Annotated in this window: 17 protein-coding genes and 1 pseudogene; 6 read left to right on the forward strand and 12 right to left on the reverse strand. The window is 63.7% G+C overall.

The annotated features are described in order from the left end of the window. Positions 1-11: 11 nt before the first annotated feature. Positions 12-647: a uracil-DNA glycosylase family protein gene (locus tag SS05631_RS08895; protein WP_037424179.1), complete on the reverse strand. Its 636-nt coding sequence runs from the start codon at positions 645-647 to the stop codon at positions 12-14. Next, entirely contained in the window at positions 640-1356 is a 717-nt protein-coding gene (locus SS05631_RS08900; RefSeq protein WP_037424177.1) for a thermonuclease family protein, read from the reverse strand. Before SS05631_RS08900 ends, SS05631_RS08895 begins: the two co-directional genes overlap by 8 nt. A 137-nt stretch (positions 1357-1493) precedes the next feature. Between SS05631_RS08900 and SS05631_RS08905 the strand changes: the two genes are divergently transcribed. After that, positions 1494-3029 carry a HAMP domain-containing sensor histidine kinase gene (locus tag SS05631_RS08905; RefSeq protein WP_037424175.1) on the forward strand — a complete coding sequence of 512 codons (1536 nt, stop codon included), beginning with the start codon at positions 1494-1496 and terminating at the stop codon, positions 3027-3029. A 23-nt stretch (positions 3030-3052) separates the two neighbouring features. Here the strand turns inward: SS05631_RS08905 and SS05631_RS08910 are convergent, their stop codons facing one another. Both SS05631_RS08910 and cobT read right to left on the reverse strand, forming a co-directional pair. Further along, complete coding sequence (locus SS05631_RS08910; RefSeq protein WP_037424173.1) at positions 3053-3463, reverse strand: diacylglycerol kinase; 411 nt, start codon at positions 3461-3463, stop codon at positions 3053-3055. A gap of 187 nt (positions 3464-3650) precedes the next feature. After that, a complete protein-coding gene (gene cobT / locus SS05631_RS08915) occupies positions 3651-4667 on the reverse strand; it encodes a nicotinate-nucleotide--dimethylbenzimidazole phosphoribosyltransferase (RefSeq protein ID WP_037424171.1) in 1017 nt (338 codons plus the stop codon). A 148-nt stretch (positions 4668-4815) separates the two neighbouring features. Between cobT and SS05631_RS08920 the strand changes: the two genes are divergently transcribed. Genes SS05631_RS08920 through SS05631_RS08930 form a run of 3 tightly spaced genes read left to right on the forward strand, consistent with a single transcriptional unit; the run spans position 4816 to position 6568 of the window. Beyond that, positions 4816-5604 carry an adenosylcobinamide-GDP ribazoletransferase gene (locus SS05631_RS08920; RefSeq protein WP_037424168.1) on the forward strand — a complete coding sequence of 263 codons (789 nt, stop codon included), beginning with the start codon at positions 4816-4818 and terminating at the stop codon, positions 5602-5604. A 44-nt stretch (positions 5605-5648) separates the two neighbouring features. After that, on the forward strand, positions 5649-5870 hold the full coding sequence (locus tag SS05631_RS08925) for a DUF1289 domain-containing protein (RefSeq protein ID WP_037424164.1): 222 nt from the start codon (positions 5649-5651) through the stop codon (positions 5868-5870). Beyond that, the gene (locus SS05631_RS08930; protein ID WP_037424161.1) at positions 5867-6568 is read left to right on the forward strand and encodes a TIGR02281 family clan AA aspartic protease; all 702 of its coding nucleotides are present in this window, start codon (positions 5867-5869) and stop codon (positions 6566-6568) included. Before SS05631_RS08925 ends, SS05631_RS08930 begins: the two co-directional genes overlap by 4 nt. A 17-nt stretch (positions 6569-6585) precedes the next feature. Here SS05631_RS08930 and SS05631_RS08935 read toward each other — a convergent pair whose 3' ends face one another. From SS05631_RS08935 to SS05631_RS08970, 8 genes are all read right to left on the reverse strand, one after another. After that, positions 6586-7347, reverse strand: a complete 762-nt coding sequence (locus SS05631_RS08935) for an ABC transporter permease (RefSeq protein WP_037424158.1) — start codon at positions 7345-7347, stop codon at positions 6586-6588. Beyond that, positions 7344-8270, reverse strand: coding sequence for an ABC transporter ATP-binding protein (locus tag SS05631_RS08940; protein WP_037424205.1), 927 nt, complete (start codon positions 8268-8270; stop codon positions 7344-7346). Before SS05631_RS08940 ends, SS05631_RS08935 begins: the two co-directional genes overlap by 4 nt. A 129-nt stretch (positions 8271-8399) precedes the next feature. Continuing rightward, entirely contained in the window at positions 8400-8738 is a 339-nt protein-coding gene (locus tag SS05631_RS08945) for a metalloregulator ArsR/SmtB family transcription factor (RefSeq protein WP_037424155.1), read from the reverse strand. Next, positions 8739-9629, reverse strand: a complete 891-nt coding sequence (locus SS05631_RS08950; RefSeq protein ID WP_037424151.1) for an MBL fold metallo-hydrolase — start codon at positions 9627-9629, stop codon at positions 8739-8741. Positions 9630-9813: 184 nt separating this feature from the next. Then, positions 9814-10635 (reverse strand): sulfite exporter TauE/SafE family protein, encoded by an 822-nt coding sequence (locus SS05631_RS08955; RefSeq protein ID WP_037424148.1) that lies wholly within the window; start codon positions 10633-10635, stop codon positions 9814-9816. Positions 10636-10918: 283 nt separating this feature from the next. Continuing rightward, on the reverse strand, positions 10919-12145 hold the full coding sequence (locus SS05631_RS08960) for an extensin family protein (RefSeq protein WP_095677956.1): 1227 nt from the start codon (positions 12143-12145) through the stop codon (positions 10919-10921). A 205-nt stretch (positions 12146-12350) separates the two neighbouring features. Next, complete coding sequence (locus SS05631_RS08965) at positions 12351-12839, reverse strand: Kazal-type serine protease inhibitor domain-containing protein (RefSeq protein ID WP_050988343.1); 489 nt, start codon at positions 12837-12839, stop codon at positions 12351-12353. Between the two features lie 261 nt (positions 12840-13100). Continuing rightward, positions 13101-14909, reverse strand: coding sequence for a methyl-accepting chemotaxis protein (locus SS05631_RS08970; protein WP_037424134.1), 1809 nt, complete (start codon positions 14907-14909; stop codon positions 13101-13103). A gap of 200 nt (positions 14910-15109) precedes the next feature. Here SS05631_RS08970 and SS05631_RS08975 point away from each other — a divergent pair, with 200 nt between their 5' ends. Next, positions 15110-15496 (forward strand): acyl-CoA thioesterase, encoded by a 387-nt coding sequence (locus tag SS05631_RS08975; RefSeq protein ID WP_037424131.1) that lies wholly within the window; start codon positions 15110-15112, stop codon positions 15494-15496. A 10-nt stretch (positions 15497-15506) separates the two neighbouring features. Then, positions 15507-16099, forward strand: a pseudogene (locus SS05631_RS08980) (hypothetical protein). The last annotated feature ends 7 nt before the right edge of the window (positions 16100-16106 follow it).

Here is a 16106-nt window from a genome sequence, read left to right on the forward strand (position 1 = left end):
AGAAAATTGTTTCAGCAGATCAAAGCCTCGACGCGGCCGCGCAGGAACGGAAGCAGTTCCGCCTCGAACCACGGGTTCTTCCGCAACCAGCCGGTGTTGCGCCAGCTGGGATGGGGCATGGGCAATACGGCGGTGCCGGAATTGCGCGCCGCATAGCGGCGCCAGTCGCGCACGGTCTCGGTCATGGATTCCGGACAATCCGCGCCGAGATGCCAGCGCTGCGCATAGTGGCCGACCGCCAAAACCAGCTCGATCTGCGGCATGGCATTCATCACCCTGTGCCGCCAACGCGGCGCGCATTCGGCCCTCGGCGGCAGGTCGCTGCCATGTCTGTCGTAGCCGGGGAAGCAGAATCCCATCGGCACAATTGCAAAGTTGGACGGGTCGTAAAAGGTTTCCCGATCGACCGCCAGCCACTGCCGCAGCCGGTCACCCGAAGCATCGTTGAAGGGAAGCCCGCTCTCATGCACCCGCAAGCCCGGTGCCTGGCCGGCGATCAGGATCCGGGCATTGGCGGAGAGGACTGCCACGGGCCGCGGCTCATGCGGCAGCCGATGGCCCTCGCCGCGCGCCGGATCGTCGCGACAGAGGCGGCAGGCCGCGATCGCGGCACGCAGATCCACCAGCCGTTCCTCGGCATTAGGCACCGACGATCTCCCTCGCGAACCTCCAAACCTGGTCTTCGAGCCACTGCAGGATAAGTTCGAGCCAGTCGCCGGCCTGGTGCGGCGCCTCCTCGGCCTCGCCTTGGGATCGGCGCCATTCCTGCGGCCGGGCGAACGCCCCCGCCCACAGGCCGGCACGGCGATTTCGCGCCTGTTCCTCCTCGTCACGATAGAGCCCATAGCTGACCGCAAGACCGGAGAGAACCATCTCGCGGCCGATGTCGCGCCCGCCGGCTTCGCAGAGGCCGAGCTCGCGGCCGTACCGGTCGCGGCCATGCAGGCGACAGCGCGTCGTCCTCCCTTCGACGAGTTCGGCCAGGCGCCGCCTTGCTTCCGCACCGCAGTCCCAGCTCGTCGTGCCACGCCGGCACGTCTGGTCGATCTCGGCAGCATCGATGCCCTCGATCCTGACGCGACGGCCGGCGAGCCGCAGGCTGTCTCCATCGCTCGCGACGGCGGCGCCGAGCAGTTCCCCGGTAAGGGCCTTTTCCGGCGGCGGCAGACTAGAGGCAACATAGGCGCCAAAACTCAACAGAAGCAGGAACACCCAGCCGCCGATCAGGCTGCCGCGTCCCTCCGAGCGATTGCTCCTCTGCGCAACGCTTCCCGGACGCCCAAAAACGAAGCGCCGTCCGGGAGCCGCCGGCTTTCCGCCACCGACGATACGGAATTTGCGGTGCCCTGGTTTCAAACGGCGACCTCTCTGTCTGGCATCAGGCAAAAACGCAATCGCGCCACAATGGTTGTCGAATCCTTCCAGCGGGCAGCAACTTCTTAAGGATTGCATCCTAGACTTCAAAGCCAAACGCAATCCCCGACCCACGAAGCATGAGCATCGCCGTCAGCACATCGACTGATAAGATCATCGTCGACAAGTCGCGAAACCATCGAAACAAAGCCGTTTCGAGGGCGGTGCGCGCGACTCGCCAGCGCCTGCAGACCGGCTCCTCCGCCCCTTCCGGCTTCGACCGCGAAATGCTCCTCCTCCACGTCGATGCCGTATTGCACGGCGCTATCGCCGTCCCCCTGCTCGTCGGCCTGATTTCGGCTATCGGGCTCTACCTTTCCGAGCAGCCGAGCATCCTCTTTTGGGGCCTGATGACGCTCTCGGCCCACGCGGCCACCGTTTACCTTGCCCGCAAGGCGAAGCGCCAGAACATCGGCACGGAGAAAGTGGCCATCTGGCGCCGCCGCTTTCTCGCCGGTCAATTGCTGATGGGGCTTTGCTGGGCCATCTTTGCCCTGCAGGACTGCAGTGCCTGTGGCGACATCCAGTTCGCGCTCTTCGAAGGAACCGGGCTGTTCATTGCGCTTGCCGCCACCGCCATGGGCACGTTTCTGCTGCGCAACGCCCTGGTCTACACTTTTCTCCCCGTGGTCGCCGCGCTCGGCTTCACGTCATTGGCGGGCGGTGACCCTATACATGTCGGCATGACCGGCATCCTGTCGCTTTCGCTCGTTTTCCTCGCCTTCATGACCGAGAGGATGAACAAGGCCAATGTGCATATCCTCTCCATGCAATCGGAAAAGGACGACCTGATCGCCGAACTCGAAGTGGCGAAGTCCATGTCGGACGAGGCGCGCCGGCGCGCCGAAGAGGCGAACCTTGCCAAGTCCCGCTTCCTTGCATCGATGTCGCACGAGCTGCGCACGCCACTCAATGCCATTCTCGGCTTCTCGGAAGTGATGTCGACGGAAGTGCTGGGTCCGCTGAACAACCCGACCTACAAGGAATACACGGTCGACATTCACCGCTCCGGCGAGCATCTCCTGAACCTCATCAACGAGATCCTCGACCTTTCCCGCATTGAAGCCGGTCGCTACGAACTCAACGAAGAGGCCGTCAATCTCGTTGAGATCGCCGAGGATTGCATCGGCATGGTGCAGCTGCGCGCCCGCAGCAAGAACATAACCATCGAGCCGCAGTTCGAACAGGCGATGCCCTCCGTCTGGGTCGACGAGAAGGCGTTGCGCCAGGTCGCTCTCAATCTCCTGTCGAATGCAGTGAAGTTCACGCCGTCCGGCGGAGAAATCACTGTCAAGGTCGGCTGGACCGCCGGCGGCGGGCAATACATCTCCATCAAGGACAATGGCCCAGGCATTCCCGAGGAGGAAATTCCGATCGTGCTGTCCGCCTTCGGCCAGGGCTCGATCGCCATCAAGAGCGCCGAACAGGGCACCGGCCTTGGCCTGCCGATCGTCCAGGCGATCCTCGCCAAGCACAATGGCCAATTCATCCTGCGCTCGAAGCTTCGCGAAGGCACCGAGGCGATCGCCATCCTGCCGCCCCGCCGCGTCCTTCAGAGCCTTCCTCCGGTCGAGGACGCCCCCTCGCCGGCGCGCCGCCGCAAGAGCTTCGCCTAATCGAGCGCCGCCGGCGGCTGCGCTCAGCCAAGATAGCGGGCTAGAAATACCACGTAAAAGGCGTAGGTGGCGTTCGCCAGGATGAGGCACAAGCACGCGAAGGATCCAAGATCCTTGGCGTGCTTGCCCATTTCCGAGATTTCCGGCGAGACACGGTCGACGATCTCTTCGATCGCCGTGTTGATCGCTTCGAACGCCATCATCAGCAGGAACAGGATGGCCATCGCCACATATTGAAAGAAGCTGGCGCCGGCGATCACGAAGGCGACCATTGCCACCGCGAAGGCGATCAGTTCGTGGCGAAAGGCCGCCTCGCCGACAAGCCGCTTCGCGCCGCCAAGCGAATAGCTCGCGGCCGCAAAGAGATGGCGGATGCCCTTATGCTTGGTGAACGGGGCGGTTCGACCGTTTGGGGTGGTGTTCTTGGCGTCCATTTCGTCTCGACATGCTTCAAACTGCGAGCTTCGACATTGCGATTGCGGCGAATGCGAGGCCGACTTCAATTGAAGAGCGCGCGCCCCGTGTCTGCGGATAAGCGAGAAGACGCCCGGCATCAAGACCGCAGCCGCCAAGCATACCATGGCAGACAGTCGGCCGACAGGAAGCGGCGAAGCCGCGGCTTCAGTCCTTGTTGCTGACGCCGGCCTGGGCGAAGGTCGCCATTCCGCCATGGCAGGCGGCGGCCGCCTTGACGATGCCGGCGGCAAGTGCGGCGCCGGTGCCCTCGCCGAGCCGCATGCCGAGCGCCAGGAGCGGCGTCTTGCCGAGCTTTTCGATGGCGCGGATATGCCCTGGCTCTCCCGAGACATGACCGATCAGGCAATGGTCGAGTGCCGCCGGATTGGCGGCCTTGAGGATCGACGCGGCCGCCGTTGCCACGTAGCCGTCGATGATCACCGGCACCTTCTGCATGCGTGCCGCGAGAATGGCGCCCGCCATGGCCGCGATCTCGCGGCCGCCGAGCCGGCGCATCAGTTCAAGCGGATCGGACAGGTGATCGCGATGCAAGGCGACCGCCTTCTCGACGGCGGCGATCTTGCGCTTCAGCACCTCGCCCTCGGAGCCGGTCCCCGGCCCTACCCATTCCTCGGCCGTCCCGCCATAGAGGCCGAGGTTGATTGCGGCGGCAATCGTGGTGTTGCCGATGCCCATCTCGCCGATGCAGAGCAGGTCCGTGCCGCCGGCGATCGCCTCCATGCCGAAGGCCATCGTCGCCGCGCAGTCGCGTTCGGAAAGCGCCGCTTCCTCAGTGATGTCGCCGGTCGGATAATCGAGGGCGAGGTCGAAGACCTTGAGCCCGAGGTCGTGGGTGAGGCAGATCTGATTGATGGCCGCCCCGCCGGCGGCGAAATTCTCCACCATCTGCGCCGTGACCGACGATGGGAAGGGCGTAACGCCCTGCCGGGTCACGCCGTGATTGCCGGCAAAAATCGCGACCAGCGGCCGGTTGACGGCAGGCGGACGGCCCGTCCAGGCGGCGAGCCAGAAGGCGATTTCCTCAAGACGGCCGAGCGCGCCCGGCGGCTTCGTCAGTTGCCCATCGCGCTCGCGCGCCGCAACGAGCGCCGCCGCATCGGGACCCGGCAGGTTACGCAACAACTCGCGGAAATCATCAAACGGCAGGCCGCTGGCACTCATTGGGAATCCTTGCATGTCCGAAGGGGCGTTCGATGCCCTCATAGAGGCTGCCACCGCTTCCGGCAACGGCATTTGCGTCAAATGCTGTCCACGGAGCATGATCCGGCAAAGGGCCGGCGATTCGAGTGGATCCGGCCCGGGAGAAACAATGCGCTTTGTCGGCGATTTCTGTGATGATCTGATGCGGTCGATTGCGTTCCTGAGCCGCATCCCCATGCCTGAGCGGCACTTCACGGGTCATGACGGCCGATTGAGCCGCGCCGTGCGCGCTTTCCCTCTCGCAGGCATCCTGATTGCCTTCCCTGCCGCGCTGCTCGCCGCGCTCTTGGACGTGCTTCAGGCGAGTTCGCTGTTCACCGCCTTCCTGATCGTCGGCGTGCAGGCGCTCGTCACCGGCGCGTTGCACGAGGACGGCCTCGGCGACACTGCCGATGGCCTCGGCGGCGGCCGTGATCGCGAGAGAGCGCTGGCGATCATGAAGGATAGCCGCATCGGCACCTATGCAGCGGTGGCCCTCATCCTCTCCTTCGGACTTCGCGTTTCGGCACTCGCGGCCTTCCTGCCGCTACTCTCCCCCATCGGGGCCGCCTTTGCGCTTCTCGGGACCGCCGCCCTCAGCCGCACGGCCATGGTCTGGCACTGGTCGCGCCTGCCGCCGGCCCGCCGCGACGGAGTTGCAGCCGCGGCCGGCGTTCCAGAGCCACGCGCCACATCGCAAGCGCTTGGTTCAGGGGCGATCCTCTCGCTTCTGCTGTTTTACGCTGCCGGCGTTTCTCTGATTGCAGCCCTGCTCGCTTTCGTTGCCCTGGCCTTCACCGTGTTGGGTTTTGGGCGGACCGTCTCCCGCAAGCTCGGTGGCCATACGGGCGACACGATCGGCGCCGCGCAGCAGCTGACGGAGATCGCCGTCCTCGGCGCTCTTGCGCTGGCCATCTGAAAGGCCGATATAGATCGACGAAGCCAACAGAGCACGCCAAGCCGATGGAATCTCCCTGCATTCTTGTCTGCGCGATCGACGACCGGACAGGCTACTGTTTCGGCTGCGGGCGTACGCGGAATGAAATCGGCTCCTGGACGCTCTACACCGACCAAGAGCGGCATAGCATCATGCAGGCACTGCCGGCCCGGCTCGAGACCGTCGAGCGCAAGCCGCGGCGGGAAACCCGCCGGGCACGCTTGGCGCGGGAACGAAGCGGCGCATGAACCGTCTGATCCTTCTGCTGGCAATCCTCGCCATCGGCCTCGCGCTCCTCCTTTTCAATCACGACAGCGGTCAGACTCTCGGCATGAACAATGACGACTTCGGCCAGCTTGTCTCGCTCGCGGCCATTGCGACGCTGCTTGCGGCCGGCATTCTGCGCAGCCGACGCCATTTCGGCGAGAGTCTGCGCCAGATCGCCGTATGGCTGCTGATCGCCGTCGGGCTTGTCTCCGGCTATGCCTATCGCGTCGAGCTTCGGGCCTTCGGCGACCGGGTGCTCTCGGAACTCGTGCCCGGCCGGACGATGGTCGTCACCGACAGCGAGGGGCAGCCGGAAGTCGTGCTGCGCAAGCGCCTCGACGGCCACTTCCAGGCCGACGCGACGATCAATGGCCAGGAGGTCAGCATGCTCGTCGACACCGGAGCGAGCAGCATCGCCCTGACCTACGAGGACGCCGAGCGGGTCGGCCTCGATCCGTCCGGCCTCGGCTATACCCTGACAGTGATGACGGCGAACGGCCCGGCGCTCGCTGCGCCGGTGACGCTGGAGGAGTTTGCGATCGGCCCGATCGAGCGCCGCAATATCCGCGCGACCGTCGCCGCCGAAGGCAAGCTCGACCGCAGCCTGCTCGGCATGAGCTTCCTCTCGACCCTCGACACCCTGCAGATGCGCACCGATGAGCTGCGTCTGAGGGACTGACGCTTATCGTCGGGTCGTCAGTTCCGCAGCCTGTACCCGGTGCGGAAAATCCAGGTCAGGACGGCCATGCAGATCGCCAGGAAAGCGACAATGATCACGGCGCTCGCGAGCGGGTTGACGTCGGAGATCTCGAAGAAACTCCAGCGGAAACCGCTGATCAGATAGAGCACCGGATTGAAGTGGCTGACGGCCCGCCAGAAGGGCGGCAGCATGTCGACCGAGTAGAAGCTTCCGCCCAGGAAGACGAGCGGCGGAACGACCAGCATCGGGATCAGGTTCAGTTGCTCGAAGTCTTTCGCCCAGATGCCGATGATGAAGCCGAACAGGCTGAAGGTCACCGCCGTCAGCACGAAGAAGAAGATCATCGCGAAGGGATGGGCGATGCTGAGATCGACGAAGAGCGAGGCGGTGATCAGGATGATCGTGCCGATCATCAGCCCCTTAGTCGCCGCCGCGCCGACATAGCCGAGAACGATTTCCAGTATCGAGATCGGCGACGACAGCACTTCGTAGATCGTCCCCGTGAACTTCGGGAAATAGATGCCGAAGGAGCCGTTGCCGATGCATTGCGTCAGCAGCGTCAGCATCATCAGCCCGGGCGTGATGAAGGCGCCATAGGAGACGCCGTCGATCTGCTGGATGCGCTCGCCGATCGCCGCACCGAAGACGATGAAATAGAGCGATGTCGAAATGACCGGCGACACTACGCTTTGCAACAGGGTGCGTCGCGTACGCGCCATCTCGAAGAAATAGATGGACTTGATTGCCTCGATGTTCATCGCCCCGCCTCCACAATCTCCACGAAAATGTCCTCGAGCGAACTCTGCTGGGTCGAGAGGTCCCGAAGCCTGACGCCGGTCTCGGCGAGCGCTGCGAGCAGCGCGGTGATGCCGGTGCGTTCGGCGCTCGTGTCGTAGTCGTAGATCAAGCTCTGGCCATTGTCCTCGAGTGTCAGATTGTAGGACGACAAGGAATCCGGGATACGCTCCAACGGCTGGGCGAGATCGACGCGCAACTGCTTACGGCCGAGCTTGGTCATCAGCGCATTCTTGTCCTCGACCAGAAGAATTTCACCGCCGTTGATGACGGCGATCCGGTCGGCGATCTCTTCCGCTTCCTCGATGTAATGCGTCGTCAGGATGATCGTCACGCCCGAGGCGCGCAGCCGCTCGACGACCTCCCACATGCTCTTGCGCAGGCTGACGTCGACGCCGGCGGTCGGCTCGTCAAGAAAGAGTACGCGCGGCTCGTGCGACAGCGCCTTGGCGATCAACACGCGCCGCTTCATGCCGCCGGAAAGCTCGCGGAGCATGTTGTCCTTCTTGTTCCAGAGCGACAGGTCCTTCAGCACCTTCTCGATGTGGGCGGGGTCCGGCTTCTTGCCGTGCAGGCCGCGTGAGAAGGAAACGGTGTTCCACACCGTCTCGAAGGCATCGGTCGTCAGTTCCTGCGGCACCAGCCCGATCATCGCCCGCGTCTGCCGAAAGTCGCGCACGACGTCATGGCCATTGACCGTGACCTCGCCGTCGCTCGGATTGACGATGCCGCAGATGATCGAGATCAGCGTGGTCTTGCCGGCGCCATTCGGCCCGAGCAGGGCGAGAATCTCCCCCTCCTCGATCTCGAGGCTGACGCCCTTCAGCGCCTCGAAGCCTGAGGCATAAGTTTTCGACAGGTTCGAAACGGAAACAATAGGAGCCATGAAAAACGAATCCGGAAAGCGGGGCAAATATCGGCGGGTTGCCGCTCTATATGGGCCAATTCGCGCTGTTTTGCAGCCCGTCCCAGACAAATTTCCGGTGACGCACCGTTCACGGACGCCGATAGATGGTCATCGCTTCGTCCCCTCCCGGCAGAAGATGTCTTGGAGGGCGGTGATCAATCGCACAGCCCTTTCTTCGGCAAGGCGATAGAAGATCTGCTTGGCGTCGCGCCGCGTCGCAACGATGCCCGTCTCCCGCAGCACGGTCAGCTGTTGCGACAAGGTCGGCTGGTGAATGCCGAGCATCTCTTCCAACTGGCCCACCGAACGCTCGCCGTCGGCGAGCGTAGCGACGATCATCAGCCGGTTCTGGTTTGCAAGCGTCTTGAGAAGCGCCGCCGCTTCGCCCGCCTGCCCGCCCATGTCCCGACCGAGGTTTTGACATTTGGTGACCGTTCGCATCTCCATTCAGCCCCATGCCGCTCCCTTCAGCGCATTGAGCGGAAACTTCAAATAGCGCGCGCCGTTGGCCTCCGGGTCCGGCAAGCGGCCGCCACGAATATTGACCTGCAATGCGTGCAGGATCAGCTTCGGCATCGGCAGCGTCTTGTCGCGTGCCTCGCGCAATTGAACGAACTGATCCTCGCTCACGCCGGCGATATGGTGATTGCAGCGCTTCTCCTCGCCGACCGTGCTTTCCCAGCGCGGCTCGCGACCTTCCGGGCGGTAATCGTGCCCGGTGAAAACCCGGGTTTCGTCCGGCAGCGCCAGGATCTCGCCGATCGAATGCCACAGCTGACGCGCGTCACCCCCGGGGAAATCCGCCCTTGCCGTACCGCTGTCGGGCATGAACATCGTGTCGTGGACGAAGGCTGCGTCGCCGACGACATAGGTGATGGAGGCAAGGGTGTGGCCCGGCGAATAGAGCACCCGGGCTTCGATCGATCCAAGGGAGAAGCGCTCGCCCTCGTCGAAGAGATGGTCCCACTGCGACCCGTCCGCCTCGAGCTCCGGCCAATTGTAAATATCCTTCCAGAGCTTCTGCACCCGCACGATCCCGGATCCGATGCCGGTCGGCGCACAGGTCCGTTCCTTCAGATAGGCCGCGGCCGAAAAATGGTCCGCATGCGGATGGGTGTCGAGGATCCATTCGACCGTCAGGCCGTTCTCCGCGACATAGTCGAGGATCAGATCCGCCTGCACGGTCGCCGTCGCACCCGACTTTTCATCGAAATCGAGAACCGGGTCGATGATGGCGCAACGCTTCGTGGCCGGATCGGAGACGACGTATTGGATGCTGCATGTGCGACACTCGTAAAAGCCTTTGACTTCCGGTTTTGCAGTTGCAGCTGCCGGCATGGGTCCCCTCCATATCATCACTATATATTTAAATATAATATATATCGAAAGATCACGCCAAGTGACCCGTGCGAGTCCTGCGGTGCGTGTTCAAGAACTTGGATAGCGATTATCGCACAGCCGCAGGGGCAAGACTCAGCCATTTTGGGTGGCTGGCGAGACGACTGTCCGGCTCGGGCTTCGCCTAGCCGTAAAGGCTGTAGAGAAAGCGCAAGGCAATCAAGGTCATGAAGATGCCGAAACCGACCTCCAGCTGCCGCCTGTCCATCGCATGGGCAAGCCGCACGCCAAGCGGCGCCACCAGCAGCGAGACCGGGATGATCAAGGCGACGGCGATCCAGTTGATGAAGCCGGTCGAAAGCGGCGGCAGGCCGGGGTCGCCCCAGCCCGCCCAGATATAGCCGAACGATCCGGGGATGGAGATCAACACGCCAACGCCGGAGGACGTCGCGATCGCCTGGTGAATCGGCCGGTTGTACAGCGTCATGAATGTGTTGTTGAGAACGCCGCCGCCGACACCCATAAGGGCGGATAGAACGCCGATCACCACTCCGACGAGCCACTTGGCCGGATTTTTCGGAAGCTCCGTGCCAAGACGCCAGGAGGCACGGTTGAGGATCATCCTCGACGCCACCAGGAGCGCGACGACGGCGAAGATCAGCCGCAAGGTCTCGCTGCTGACATAGGCAGCGATCACCGTGGCAAGGAGGGCGCCGAGCGGAATGGCGAGGATCCAATTGCGCAACACGGCCACGTCGACCATGCCCCGCCTATAGTGCGCCAGGAAGGAGCGCACCGATGTCGGTACGATGATCGCGGTAGAGGTGCCGACAGACAAGTGCATCCGCACGGCGTCGTCGACACCGAGAAGCCCGAAGACCTGGAAGAAGACCGGCACCAGGATCGCACCGCCGCCCACGCCGAAAAGGCCGGCAAGCACGCCCGACACGACACCGGCCGCGGCCAGCGCCAGGGCAAACATCATCAGTTCCGACAGCGGCGGCATGAGAACCCGATCTTTTCGAAGGGCGGCGGCCGATGCCGCCGATGGGAAAGGGCCTTCCCTGTCATGAATCGGTGATGCTTTTCAATCACCTTCAGTGCGCGACGAGCAACTCCGCTCTCGTGACTTGCACGCCGGAGCCTCCCCTATCCTCCGGGCGTTTTTGGCCGGCCCCCGCCGGCCTCTTTTTCTCTTGTGCCAGAGCGCATCATGCGACGCGCTTTAGGGTCTTTGTTTTGCGCCTGTCTTTGTCCCAAAACCGCTGCACACTTTTGGACGACATGCGCTAATCGCAATGCCGGTAGCCGGACTTCCGGGTTCTGAGGTCGAAGTGGAAATGATCCTTGTGGAAGGGGTCGCTGCCGGGACCGAGCACGGTGTTGAAATACTTGCAGCTGTCGGCGCGCACCGCCTTCAGCAGCCCACGTTCGCGGAAGGCGAAGAAGCCCTTCCGGCGCACATCGATCTCCTTGCCGTTCTTCAGCACGAACTTGCCGACGTCGATCGCATTGCCGCGCGCATGTTCCGACATCGGATTGCCGCGCCGCGAGTTCATCGTCCGGCAGGAATAGCCGCCGAGCGGCTTGATCGTCTTGACACCCGACCAGTAGCGGTAGCGCGAGGACGGCGCGAGCTCGTATTTCACCCATTTGGCGAAGGCTTCGGTCACCTGGCAATTGAGCTTGACCGCCGGCCTGACGGCAATATTGCCGGAAAGGCCGCTGATCTCGACCGGATAGTCGATGCCGCAGGACGGACCGTCATGGATGCGCGGCACGTCGCGGAAAACGACGCCGAGCTTCTTCAGGCGCTGGCGGCAGGCGATCTCCGACCGCGGCATCTCACCGGTATATTCGGGCGCCGACAGAGGACTGCGGACGCGCGGCAGGAAAGCGACCTGCTGCGGCTCCTCGGTGCGCCGCGCGGTTCGTTGCGGCATGACGGAGCGCGCCCTCTTCGCCTCTTCTGCGGAGATCTGCTCCGGCGTAAGCGGCGGCAGATCGGGGTCGTAACCCGGCGCAGGGTCGATGGCTGGCGGCGGCTCGGCGAGGCCGCCGAGCTGACGCACGTTCTCCTCGCCGATGCCGCCGACGACCGGCTGAGCGGTGTTGCCTTCGGCAATATCACCGGCTTGCTCCTGCGCCAGGCCGACAACCGGCTCGACGCCGAGCATCGCATCCATGTTGACGCCTTCGGGAGGAACCGTCATCGGGCCGGCGCTCGCGACTCGCGTGTCAGCCATTTCCGGCTCGCTGTCGATCATCGGCAGGCGGCCCTGCGGCTTGGCCACGCCGGCGCTCCTGTCGCTGAAGGTCGATACCGGCTCCGGAGAGGGATAGGCAGCCGCCTGCCGTTCCGGATGGGCAATGACGCGGCTCGGCCGGATGGCGCCGACGCGCGACGCCTCGTCGATCCGGGCGGGCGGCGACAGCACGTCCGTGCTGCAGGCCACAAGCGGAAGAGACAGCAGCAGCGCCGTCAACGGCCGATGGAGAAGAGAAACATACGCCATACACTCGCCGCCTTCGTCCGTGGCAAAGCCTTGACTTTGCCGGTCCACCGCCCCGCCCGCGATCGAAACTGAAGGTCCGCTATGTCGCCACGCGGGCAAGCGGCCAAAAAAACGGGCTGAGGCCGCAGTCTATGCAAACGTGGTAAACGAAGCGTTTGCCCGGCACCGCAAATGGGACGAGGGCTCGCTTAGCGCGGCTAGTTCCTCAGCCGCACTCGCCGCCATGGACGATGCGGAAACCGGCGGCGCCGGCCTCGCAGGCATTCGGGAAGGTTCTGAGCCGCCCGCCGCGCTGGCCGCAAACCGGGGCATATTCCCGCGTGCAGAACTGCTGTGGCGCCGGCTCATCGCTGCGACGGCATTCGCCCGCCCCGATCACCCGGAATCCGTCGGCCCGTGCCACGCAGGCATTTGCAAATGTCCGCCTCAGCCTACCGCGCTCGCCGCAGACCGGTGCGTATTCCCGGGTGCAGGCCTGCTCAACCGGTGGACGGAAATCGGGGCGGCATTCGCCGCGGTGCAGGACGCGAAATCCGTCGGCACGCGCGTTGCAGGCATTGGGGAAGGTTCTGAGGCGGTTGCCGCGTTCGCCGCAGACCGGCGCGAATTCCATGGTGCACATCTGCGGCGGCCGGATCGGCGGCCCGTGACGCGGTTCGTCGACGACAACCGTGCAGGCGGAGAGCAGGCCCATGACCGTCAAGATTGCCGCGGTTGGCCGCGAAAATGAGAAGCCTGAGAAGCGCCATGAAGTCCTCCGCGAGGGTGCTGTGCCTCGAGCGAATTGCAACAGCCGCTCGTTCCCGGCCCGATCTCACCCCGAACGGAGAACGCCGTCAATATCCGCGAACCGCTCCGGCTGCATGCAACTGAGGATAGGAATGGCAAAAGCGCCGAAAAGAAGAACCCGCGCTCTTTCGAACGCGGGCCAGCAAAATCCGTCTTTCCTTATGTGTCAGGCGGCCCGGCCGTAGGCCGCTTGCCCGTCCCGCAGGCGGAACCTGTCTAGCAAGGTTTTCAATTCGCGGCTTTCCTGCGCCAGGACCTGGCTGGCGGCGGTCGTTTCCTCGACCATCGCCGCATTCTGCTGGGTCATCTGATCCATGCTGTTGACGGCGGTATTGACCTCCTGCAGGCCGGTCGCCTGTTCCCGCGCCGCGGTGGCGATCGAGGCGACCTGCTCGTTCACCTGATTGACGAGAGCCTCGATCTCCATCAGCGCGTCGCCCGTGGAGCGGACGAGCTCGACACCCGCACCGACTTCCTTGACCGACGTGCCGATCAGATCCTTGATCTCCTTTGCGGCGCCGGCCGAACGTTGGGCGAGCTCGCGAACTTCCTGGGCGACGACCGCGAAGCCGCGTCCCGCCTCGCCCGCCCGCGCCGCTTCGACGCCGGCATTCAACGCCAACAGGTTGGTCTGGAAGGCGATCTCGTCGATGACGCCGATGATCTGGCTGATGCGGCTCGAGGAATCCTCGATCCGGCCCATGGCATCGATCGCGTTGCGGACGATGCCGCCAGATTTCGCCGCGCTTGCCTTGGTCTCGTTGACCATGTCACGGGCCTCGACGGCGCGGTCCGAGGCATGGCGTACGGTCGAGGTGATCTCGTCGAGCGCGGCTGCCGTTTCCTCCAAGGCGGCCGCCTGCTGTTCAGTCCGCCGCGCCAGGTTGTTCGCCGCTTCGGAAATGTCGCCGGCGCTGCCGTGCACGATCTCGGTCGAATGCGAGATTGCCCCGATGACATCGCGAAGCGCGGCAACGGCGGTGTTGAAGTCGTGCTTGAGCTTGCCGTATTCCGGCGCGATCCGCCCGACCTCGGCCGTCAGATCGCCACTTGCCAGCCGCTCAAGAGCTGCGCCGAGCGCTTCCATCGCCTCGGCCTGGGCCGCGGCGGTCGAGCGCTGCAGTTCCTCGTTGCCGCGCCGTTCGGCGTTCAGACGGTCCTGCTGCTCGACTTCGCGCGAGCGCAGCTCCAGGCGCTCCTTGACGGAATCCCGCAGCACCAGCAGCACCTTGGCCATCTGGCCGATCTCGTCGCCACGGTCCGTTTCGGGCACGTCCGATGAAATATCTTCGTCGGCGATCGCCTGCATGGCGACTTTCAGCTTTTCGACCGGCCTCACGACGCTGCGGACGATCGCCAGCGCCGCCAGCAGGATCGCCAGCGCCGCCGCCGCCAGAATGCCGCCAACCTGCCAGGCACGCTCGCGGAACATCGCCGCCAGGTCGTCGGCATAGACGCCGGTGCCGACAACCCAGCCCCAGGGCTTGAAGCCGGCCACATGCGAATATTTCAGCACCGGCTCCTCGGCGCCGGGCTTCGGCCAGTAATAGTCGACGAAGCCCCGGCCCTCCGCCTGCACCGTCTTGACGAATTCGACGAACAGGAACTTGCCGTTCGGATCCTTGTTCTGGGAGAGATCCTTGCCGTCCAGTTCCGGCTTGATCGGGTGCATCACCATGGTCGGATGCATGTCATTGACCCAGAAATAGCCGCTGTCCTGGTAGCGCATCGCCTTGATGGCTTCCAGGGCGCGCTTCTGCGCCTCCTCGCGCGAAAGCGTCCCGGCCTCTTCCTGCTTGTGATAGGCCTCGAACACCGTCACGGCGTTCTCGTTCATTGCCGAAAGCATCGCCTTGCGTTCGGCGACGAGTTTGTCCTGCGCCTGGATCAGGCCAAAGGTCAGCGCCGCTGCCATGGCGAGCAACGCAAATGCCACGAGCGCGTAAAGCCGCGCCGAAATCCGAAATCGTCTCATCCCAGCCTCCCTCAAAGTGGGTGCAGGATACAGGCAGGAATTTGCGAAGCTCCTAACAAAGGTTTTGCTAGATTTTAGGATGGACAATTAACCTTTCGACAACCAACACGAGCACCGGCCCCCTCCCCGATCGTCGCAGAGCCCCTTTTTCGGATTGGCGCCATGCGCTAAAGCTTGCCTGAATGAGGGAGACGGGCCGCATGAATGTCGTGATCAAGCCGAACGGCGAGCTAACCTTGCGCACGCTGGCGATGCCCGGCGACGCCAACGCGGCCGGCGACATCTTCGGCGGCTGGGTGATGGCGCAGATGGACCTTTCCTGCGGCATCCGCGCCGCCGAACGCGCCCGGGGCCGCGTCGTCACCGCCGCCGTCAAGGAAATGGCCTTCGCCCTGCCGGTTAAGATCGGTGACACGCTTTGCATCTATACGGACATCGTCAGCGTTGGCCGTACTTCGATGACGCTCAAGGTCGAGGCCTGGGCGCAGCGCTACCTGTCGCATGTTATGGAAAAGGTTACCGACGCGATTTTCGTGATGGTGGCGCTCGACAGCAGCGGGAAGCCGACGCCCGTACCGGCGGAATAGCGGTAGCGCCATGGACGCACCCGCGCCGGATTCGGCGATTTTCTCCCATATCCGGGTGGTGATGGGCATGATCATCAGCCTCAGCCTGGCGCGGCCGCTGAGCGGCGTGGCGCTCTTCATACAGCACCCCGGCAAGACCAGGGTGTTCTGGATCCACCTCGGCTGGGTGTTGTTCCTGTTCATCTTCCTCGTGCATTTCTGGTGGTGGGAATATCACCTGCATGCGCTACCGGCGATCGACGTCACCGTCTATCTGTTCGTCATCCTCTATGCCTGCGTCTTCTTTCTTCCTGAGCGTGCTGCTGTTTCCCGCGTCGCTGGAGGACTACAGCGGATACGAACATTATTTCATGTCGCGCCGCGCCTGGTTCTTCGGCTTTCTGGCCCTCGCCTTCCTCGTCGATTTGGTCGGCACCGCGGTGAAGGGAAAAGCCTACTTCGAATCCTTCGGCATGGAATATCCGCTGCGCAACGCGGCTTACATTGCGCTCTGCATCATCGCTGCGATGACACCGAACCGCCGGTTCCACGCCGTCTTTTTTGGTGGCTGGCGTGCTCTATCAACTGACCTGGATGTATGGAGCCTTCGATCTCTTCGAATGATTCAGGG

Source organism: Sinorhizobium sp. CCBAU 05631 (assembly GCF_002288505.1).
Classification (GTDB): Bacteria; Pseudomonadota; Alphaproteobacteria; order Rhizobiales; family Rhizobiaceae; genus Sinorhizobium; species Sinorhizobium fredii_C.

Bases quoted from the DNA above. Each gene is read 5' to 3' on its own strand.
- SS05631_RS08970 (WP_037424134.1), bottom strand. From the start codon at position 14,909: ATGAGACGATTTCGGATTTCGGCGCGGCTTTACGCGCTCGTGGCATTT.
- SS05631_RS08940 (WP_037424205.1), bottom strand. From the start codon at position 8,270: ATGGCTCCTATTGTTTCCGTTTCGAACCTGTCGAAAACTTATGCCTCA.
- SS05631_RS08925 (WP_037424164.1), top strand. From the start codon at position 5,649: ATGGAATCTCCCTGCATTCTTGTCTGCGCGATCGACGACCGGACAGGC.
- SS05631_RS08935 (WP_037424158.1), bottom strand. From the start codon at position 7,347: ATGAACATCGAGGCAATCAAGTCCATCTATTTCTTCGAGATGGCGCGT.
- SS05631_RS08965 (WP_050988343.1), bottom strand. From the start codon at position 12,839: ATGGGCCTGCTCTCCGCCTGCACGGTTGTCGTCGACGAACCGCGTCAC.
- cobT (WP_037424171.1), bottom strand. From the start codon at position 4,667: ATGAGTGCCAGCGGCCTGCCGTTTGATGATTTCCGCGAGTTGTTGCGT.
- SS05631_RS08910 (WP_037424173.1), bottom strand. From the start codon at position 3,463: ATGGACGCCAAGAACACCACCCCAAACGGTCGAACCGCCCCGTTCACC.
- SS05631_RS08945 (WP_037424155.1), bottom strand. From the start codon at position 8,738: ATGGAGATGCGAACGGTCACCAAATGTCAAAACCTCGGTCGGGACATG.
- SS05631_RS08960 (WP_095677956.1), bottom strand. From the start codon at position 12,145: ATGGCGTATGTTTCTCTTCTCCATCGGCCGTTGACGGCGCTGCTGCTG.
- SS05631_RS08975 (WP_037424131.1), top strand. From the start codon at position 15,110: ATGAATGTCGTGATCAAGCCGAACGGCGAGCTAACCTTGCGCACGCTG.
- SS05631_RS08950 (WP_037424151.1), bottom strand. From the start codon at position 9,629: ATGCCGGCAGCTGCAACTGCAAAACCGGAAGTCAAAGGCTTTTACGAG.
- SS05631_RS08930 (WP_037424161.1), top strand. From the start codon at position 5,867: ATGAACCGTCTGATCCTTCTGCTGGCAATCCTCGCCATCGGCCTCGCG.
- SS05631_RS08920 (WP_037424168.1), top strand. From the start codon at position 4,816: ATGCGCTTTGTCGGCGATTTCTGTGATGATCTGATGCGGTCGATTGCG.
- SS05631_RS08905 (WP_037424175.1), top strand. From the start codon at position 1,494: ATGAGCATCGCCGTCAGCACATCGACTGATAAGATCATCGTCGACAAG.
- SS05631_RS08955 (WP_037424148.1), bottom strand. From the start codon at position 10,635: ATGCCGCCGCTGTCGGAACTGATGATGTTTGCCCTGGCGCTGGCCGCG.